Here is a 6,114-nt window from a genome sequence, read left to right as displayed (position 1 = left end):
TCTTGACCGATGAAGGCGGTAAAGTAGTTTTGCATAAATGCGCCGCCGCTTTTCATCGCGAAAACCACGATGATCGCGATCGGAAGCGTATAGAGGTACGGCTCGTTTTTCTCGACGAAAATTTTATTTAAAACGGGCTCGACCAGCTTCGCGCTCGCAGCAGTCGCCACGCTCGTCATCACCATACCCAAAATCGCCAATGCAAACTGCGGTTTATAATCCCTAAAATAGGGCTTAAAGCGCGATAGTAAAGTTTTAAAGCCGTTCAAATGCTATCCTTTTTTATAAAATTTTTAAAATTTAAAATCCAAAAATTTATGAAATTTCAAAATTCTTGAAATTTAAGAATTTCCAACTCCGAAATTCTTGAAATTTTAAAATTTATAATTCCAAAATTCCTTAAATTTTAGAATTTCGACCGCGAGGCAACACAAAATTTATGGGGCGGCGCGGGACTAATTTGCGCTTCGCAAGCTCACTAAATCAACTCACTCGCATGCGGCGACCGCGCGAACGATGCCGAAATTTAGCTTTTTTTATTTGCCGCTTTTAAAACGTTAAGCGCTTAAAGCGAGCGAGTTTTTATTCATCGCGATTTCTAAACACTTTCGCACGCTATAAGCGTTAAATGCTTTGAGGCGCCATAAAGCGCTCACAAATACCGTATCATAATATAACATCGCGTTTATCGCGACTTCGCATCGTCGCGCTGCATTGCTCTTTTGCACCACCGCACTAACTATAAAATCGCGACCTGCCTTGCGCATTCGCCACTATATCAGCAACATCACCGAATGAAATCGTGACTTTCGTTGCTGTGTGCACCCACGAATATCGCCGAATAAAAATCGCGCCAAAATTTGCACGTCACCACAGCATGTTCCACTGCACCTAGTCGCGTTAAAATTTACGCACAGGCTGCCGCAGTGCTACTTTCACCGTGCCGCATTCAACTATGCATCGCCAGTTGCCGATAAAAATCGCACTAAAATTTACGCGCGGATTAGCGTTCGGATTTACGCTTCATATCGTAAAAATCGTAAAATTTAACGTAAAATTTTACGCTAAATTTTACGTTCTACTCCGCTGCGACCTCCCAAACGGTGCCGCTAGGCGTATCCATCACTTCGATCTTCATATCAGCAAGGCGCGCTCTGATGGCATCCGCGCCCGCAAAATTCTTTTCCGCTTTCGCCTGTGCGCGCTGTTTTATCAGCTCCTCGATCTGTGCTCTTTGCTGCTCGCTCACGCCGAAGCGAAAGTATTCGGTCTCATCCTCATATAAAATTCCAAGCGTCTGCTTCGCAAATTCTAAATTCGCAGCGATACGGGCTTTTAGCGCCTTATCTTTTGGCGCGCGATCTAGCGCTTCGTTCGCGCTTGCTACGAAGCTATCAAGCACCGCAAGCGCGCCTGAGGTGTTAAGATCGTCGCTTAAAAACTCCATCATCTCCGATCTAAATTTAGCCTCCGCAGCAGGCAACTCAGGCGTAGAATTTTGTCCCGCAGTGGGAGTTAAAACGTCACGCACGCGCTTTTTAAGGCGGTAAATTTTATCTAGCCTCTTTTTGCTCGCAAGCAGATCGGTCACCGAATAATTAAAATTTGCCCTGTAATGCGAGCTTAAGAGATAAAATCTCAACGCCTCGCCCGGGGCGATTTTTAGAGCGTCTCGTACAAAAAAGGAGTTGCCGAGGCTCTTGCTCATCTTTTCGTTATTTACCTGCACGAAGCCGTTGTGAAGCCAGTATTTGCTTAGCGCTCTATGGCGGGCGCAGCGGCACTGCGCGGCTTCGTTTTCGTGATGCGGGAAGAGCAGATCGGCGCCGCCTGCGTGAATGTCGATGCAAAATTGCGGATCGCCGCTATCAAGGTGCGCTAAAATCATCGCTACGCACTCGCTGTGCCAGCCCGGGCGCCCTTTGCCAAACGGGCTATCAAACCAATTCTCGTCAAATTTCCACAGCACGAAGTCCTTTTCGTCGTGCTTGGCATCGTTTGAGGCGACGCGAGCGATGTTTTTGCCGGCGCCCTTTTTTTTGCCGCTAAGGCTTAGATAATCCCCGTCCTTGCGCGTGTCGAAGTAGATGCCGTCACCTGCGATCTCGTAGGCAAAGCCTTTTTGAAGAAGCGAGGATATGAGCTCGCAGATCGCGGCGATATTTTCGGTCGCCTTGGGCGAAATGCTCGCGTCCGCGACGTTTAGCGCGCTCATATCCTGCAAATATCTGCGGGTATAAAGCTCCGTGATCTCCTCCAGGCTTTTGCCGCTCTGCTCCATCTTTTTTAAAATTTTATCGTCGATATCGGTGAAATTTCGCGCAAATTTTACCTCATAGCCCTCCGCTTGCAATACGCGGCGCAGCAAATCAAAGCTCACGGCACTTTTTGCATGGCCTAGATGCGCGTCGTCATAGACGGTCGGACCGCAGGCGTAAATGCGCGCCACCCCCTCGCTAATGGGCTTAAATGGGAGCTTTTTTTTGCTCAAACTATCATAAATTACCATAATACAAGCCTTTTAAAATGTATAAAATCGCCGCTTCGCCCGCACAAAGCGCCGCGATCGCAATAATTTTTTTTGCGCGGATTATAGCCAAAAAGTTATTAAATCCAAAAAAATAGAGATTAAAGCCGAGCAGAAACGCTCCCGTTATCGTGCTTGCAAACGCAAGTCCCACGGCTCCGAAGGGTTTAAAAAACAGCGCACACAAAGCGATGTTTATAAAGACGCACCAGATCGAAATTTTCGCGCTTAGCTTCTGTTTCATATTCGCATACAGCCAGTGCGAAAAAATCCTAGACAGCCCGAACGGCACGAGCCCCACCATATATGCGCCAAGAACCGCGGCGCATTCGATGGAATTTTGACGGGTAAATTCTCCGCGCTCAAATAGCAGCTGCGTGATCTCGTTTCGCAGCATCACGCCGCCTATCGCAGAGAGTCCGAGCAGCGCCAAAAGGAAGTAAAATCCGCGCTCGACAAGCGCCAGAGCCTGCGCGTCATCGTGAGCTTTTACGAATTTGCTCATGCGCGGAAAGATCGCTGTGCTAAGCGCGATCGCAAAAAGCGCGAGCGGCAGCTGAAATATGCGGTTGGCGTAGTATAGATAGCTGATACTGCCGCTAGCAAGGAAGCTCGCAAAGAAGGTATCTATAAACGAGCTTAGCTGAAGTGCCGACGCACCGAGCACGCCTGCGAAAAAATTTTTATAAAAGCCCTGCGTCTGCGGTTTATCACCCCGCGCAAGCCGCGCAAAGCCGCCCGTTAAGACGCGCAACATTCCGGTGAACTTCAGCGCATAAACGTGCACCGCAAGCTGTAAAAGCCCGCCCGCTACGACGCCGAAGCTAAGATAAAGCACCGCCGTGGCGCCGTCCTTACCGCGAGCTAGCAGAAGCGCCGCGATCATCGCCAAATTTAAAAGCGCGGTCGAAAACGCCGTCGTAGCGAAGTGGTCGCGATACTGAAGCAGCGAGGCAAAGAGCGTAACGACAAAGATAAATGTAAGGTAGAAAAAATTTATCCGCACGTACGGCACCGCAAGACCGATCTGCTCGGCGCTAAATCCGTATGCCAAAACTTTAGTAAAAACGGGCGCGGCAAGCAGTACGAGCGCCGTTAAAAGCGCGATGAAAATACTAAATTTAATAAGCACCGCTGCGGCAAAAATTCCTTTTTTGTGCGCGGCGGTAAAGCTTGGCAAAAACGCCTGCGTAAAGGCTCCCTCGCCGAAGAGTCTGCGGAAAAGATTGGGCAGTTTAAACGCTACGAAAAACAGATCGCTGTAAATCCCCGCGCCCAAAACCGATGCGGTAAGCAGGTCGCGCACGAAACCCAAAACCCGCGAAACCAGCGTGCCTACGCTATTTGTAAAAAAGCCTCTGAGCATAAATCTCCATTAAATTTTATAAAATGCCAAGGTTGATTATATTATAATTTCCCCTATTTTTTGATTTTGGAGAGAAATTTTTGCGGAATTTAGCCTTTTCGCTCGAAAGCTCGGGCGGGAAAAATACCTTATCGCTACGCGGGCAGTGGAACTACAAAAGCTCGCACTCCCAGCTGCTTGCACTAAAAAAAGCGGTAAAAAATTTAAACGAGCTGGAGCTAAGCTTAAGCGAAATTTCAAATTTAGACTATTTCATGGCGTTGATGATCAAAAACGCCCTTGCTGGCAAGCGGGTTAGCCTTGTGGAGGATAGCAGTAAAGCCGCCAAAATTCTAAGCTTTATGGATGATAAAACGATCGATTTTAGCTACGTGCCCGAATCTCGCAGGCTAAATTTTTTAGCACAGATCGGACTTTATTGTCATCTTGGAATTTTAGGCTTGCTAAGCCTTGCAAGCTTTTTGGGCGAGTTTTTCTCCAAACTTACGGCTTTTGTAATTCATCCGATGAAATTCCGCTTCAAAGAAACCGTAAATTTCATCAAAGATAGCGGCATAGACGCGCTTTTCATAGTCTCATTGACAGCATTTTTAATTGGTATCGTGCTTGCTTACATAGGCTCGGATATGCTTTCTAAATTTGGCGCCAGCATCTATATCATCGATATAATGGGTGCTTTGACGCTTCGTGAGGTAGCGCCTCTAATCGCCGCTATCGTTATCGCAGGCCGCTCGGCTTCGAGCTTTACGGCGCAGATCGGCGTGATGAAGATCACCGAAGAGATCGATGCGATGAGGACGATGGGCTTTGATCCGTTTTATTTTCTTGCGATGCCGCGCATTATCGCGATGGTACTAATCATGCCGCTAGTCATTTTTATTGCAGATTCGGTAAGTATTTTTGCTCAGATGATCGTGTGTGATGCGTATTTAGATATAGCCTTTAGCGATTATTTGGATAGATTTAAGGCTTCTGTAGAGCTTAGGCATTTTTTAGTAGGTATAATTAAAGCGCCATTTTTCGGGGCATTCATTGCTATCATCGGCTGCATGCGGGGTTTTGAGGTCAAAGGAAATACCCAAAGCATCGGCGAATACACCACCATTAGCGTCGTAAACGCGATATTTTGGGTTATCGCGATCGACGCGGTATTCGCGGTTCTGTTTTCGGAAATCGGGCTATGAGCGAGCAAGTACAATCCAGCGAAAGCGCTAAAATCATAGTCGCGCGCGATGTTACTACCGCGTACGGATCGCGCGTTATGCACGATTGCGTGAGTTTTAGCGTCAAAAAGGGCGAAATTTACGGCTTTTTAGGTGGCAGCGGTAGTGGCAAAACGACGTTAATGAAAACCCTCATATTTTTAAAACGTCCGCAAAGCGGCGAGATTAAAATTTTCGGGCGCGATATTTGGCGCGCGAACGAGGCGGAACAAAACGAGATCCGCCTAAAATGCGGTGTAATGTTTCAGTTCGGCGCGCTTTACAGCTCGATGAGCGTGCTCGAAAACGTAGGCGTGCTGTTGCGCGAATACTCTAAATTTAGCGAGCGCGAGATAGATGAGCTATCGATGTTTTGGATCCAAAAGGTGGGACTTAAAAAAGAGGCTGCCGCGCTTAGCCCAAACGAGCTTAGCGGCGGTATGAAAAAGCGCGTAGCACTGGCTCGCGCGCTAGCACTTAGCCCTGAAATTTTATTTTTGGACGAGCCAAACTCGGGGCTTGATCCGCTCAGCGCCAGAGCCCTTGATAGGCTCGTTTGCGAGCTTAGAGACAGCCTCGGTGTCACGGTCGTGATGGTGACGCACGATGTGGATAGTATCTTTGACATTTTGGATCGGTTTTTGATTGTGGATAATCAAAAAATTGCTTTTGAAGGAAGCATCGAGGAAATTTCAAGCCTGGAGAATAACCCGCTTGAAGAGCTATTTAAGATGCGACAAAGGGATTGAGCTTTGAAATTTACCGAGCCGAAATACAGCTCGCGGCGGGTAAAATCGGGTGAAATTTAGATAGGTGCAAGCTGAAATTTTAAAATAACGGCGGGAAAATTTTAAATTTTAAACCTAGCGAGGAATTCCGGGCTCCGCAGGGCTTAAATTTTAAAATTTAGACCTTAGTGGTTCAATCGAAATTTTAAAATTTAGGCGGGTCGTATTTAAGGGCGCATTTGCGGGATAGCGCATTTAAATTTTAAAATTTAAATGCGCTATCCCGCAAAT

At 47.2% G+C, this 6,114-nt stretch carries 4 protein-coding genes and 1 pseudogene; 2 read left to right on the top strand and 3 right to left on the bottom strand.

Annotated features, from left to right (window positions below; translation table 11 throughout):
* The 3 genes and pseudogenes from Q0372_RS02975 to murJ all read right to left on the bottom strand — a co-directional run.
* A pseudogene (locus tag Q0372_RS02975) lies at nt 1–269 on the bottom strand (ABC transporter ATP-binding protein); the annotation flags it as partial.
* An 809-nt stretch (nt 270–1,078) separates the two neighbouring features.
* Nucleotides 1,079–2,509, bottom strand: coding sequence for a cysteine--tRNA ligase (cysS, locus tag Q0372_RS02970; RefSeq protein WP_298102363.1), 1,431 nt, complete (start codon nt 2,507–2,509; stop codon nt 1,079–1,081).
* Nucleotides 2,496–3,893 (bottom strand): murein biosynthesis integral membrane protein MurJ, encoded by a 1,398-nt coding sequence (gene murJ / locus Q0372_RS02965; protein WP_298102360.1) that lies wholly within the window; start codon nt 3,891–3,893, stop codon nt 2,496–2,498. Before murJ ends, cysS begins: the two co-directional genes overlap by 14 nt.
* A gap of 80 nt (nt 3,894–3,973) precedes the next feature.
* On the opposite strand from murJ, the gene Q0372_RS02960 reads away from it, so the two are divergent.
* Both Q0372_RS02960 and Q0372_RS02955 read left to right on the top strand, forming a co-directional pair.
* The gene (locus Q0372_RS02960) at nt 3,974–5,077 is read left to right on the top strand and encodes an ABC transporter permease (protein WP_298102358.1); all 1,104 of its coding nucleotides are present in this window, start codon (nt 3,974–3,976) and stop codon (nt 5,075–5,077) included.
* On the top strand, nt 5,074–5,844 hold the full coding sequence (locus Q0372_RS02955; protein WP_298102355.1) for an ATP-binding cassette domain-containing protein: 771 nt from the start codon (nt 5,074–5,076) through the stop codon (nt 5,842–5,844). The genes Q0372_RS02960 and Q0372_RS02955 overlap by 4 nt, the downstream gene beginning before the upstream one ends.
* Nucleotides 5,845–6,114: the final 270 nt, after the last annotated feature.

The sequence above is a fragment of the uncultured Campylobacter sp. genome, from assembly GCF_937997405.1.
In the GTDB taxonomy this organism is placed as follows: domain Bacteria; phylum Campylobacterota; class Campylobacteria; order Campylobacterales; family Campylobacteraceae; genus Campylobacter_B.
Note: the sequence above shows the minus strand (reverse complement) of the source record. Positions and strands in the feature narration are given on the sequence as shown.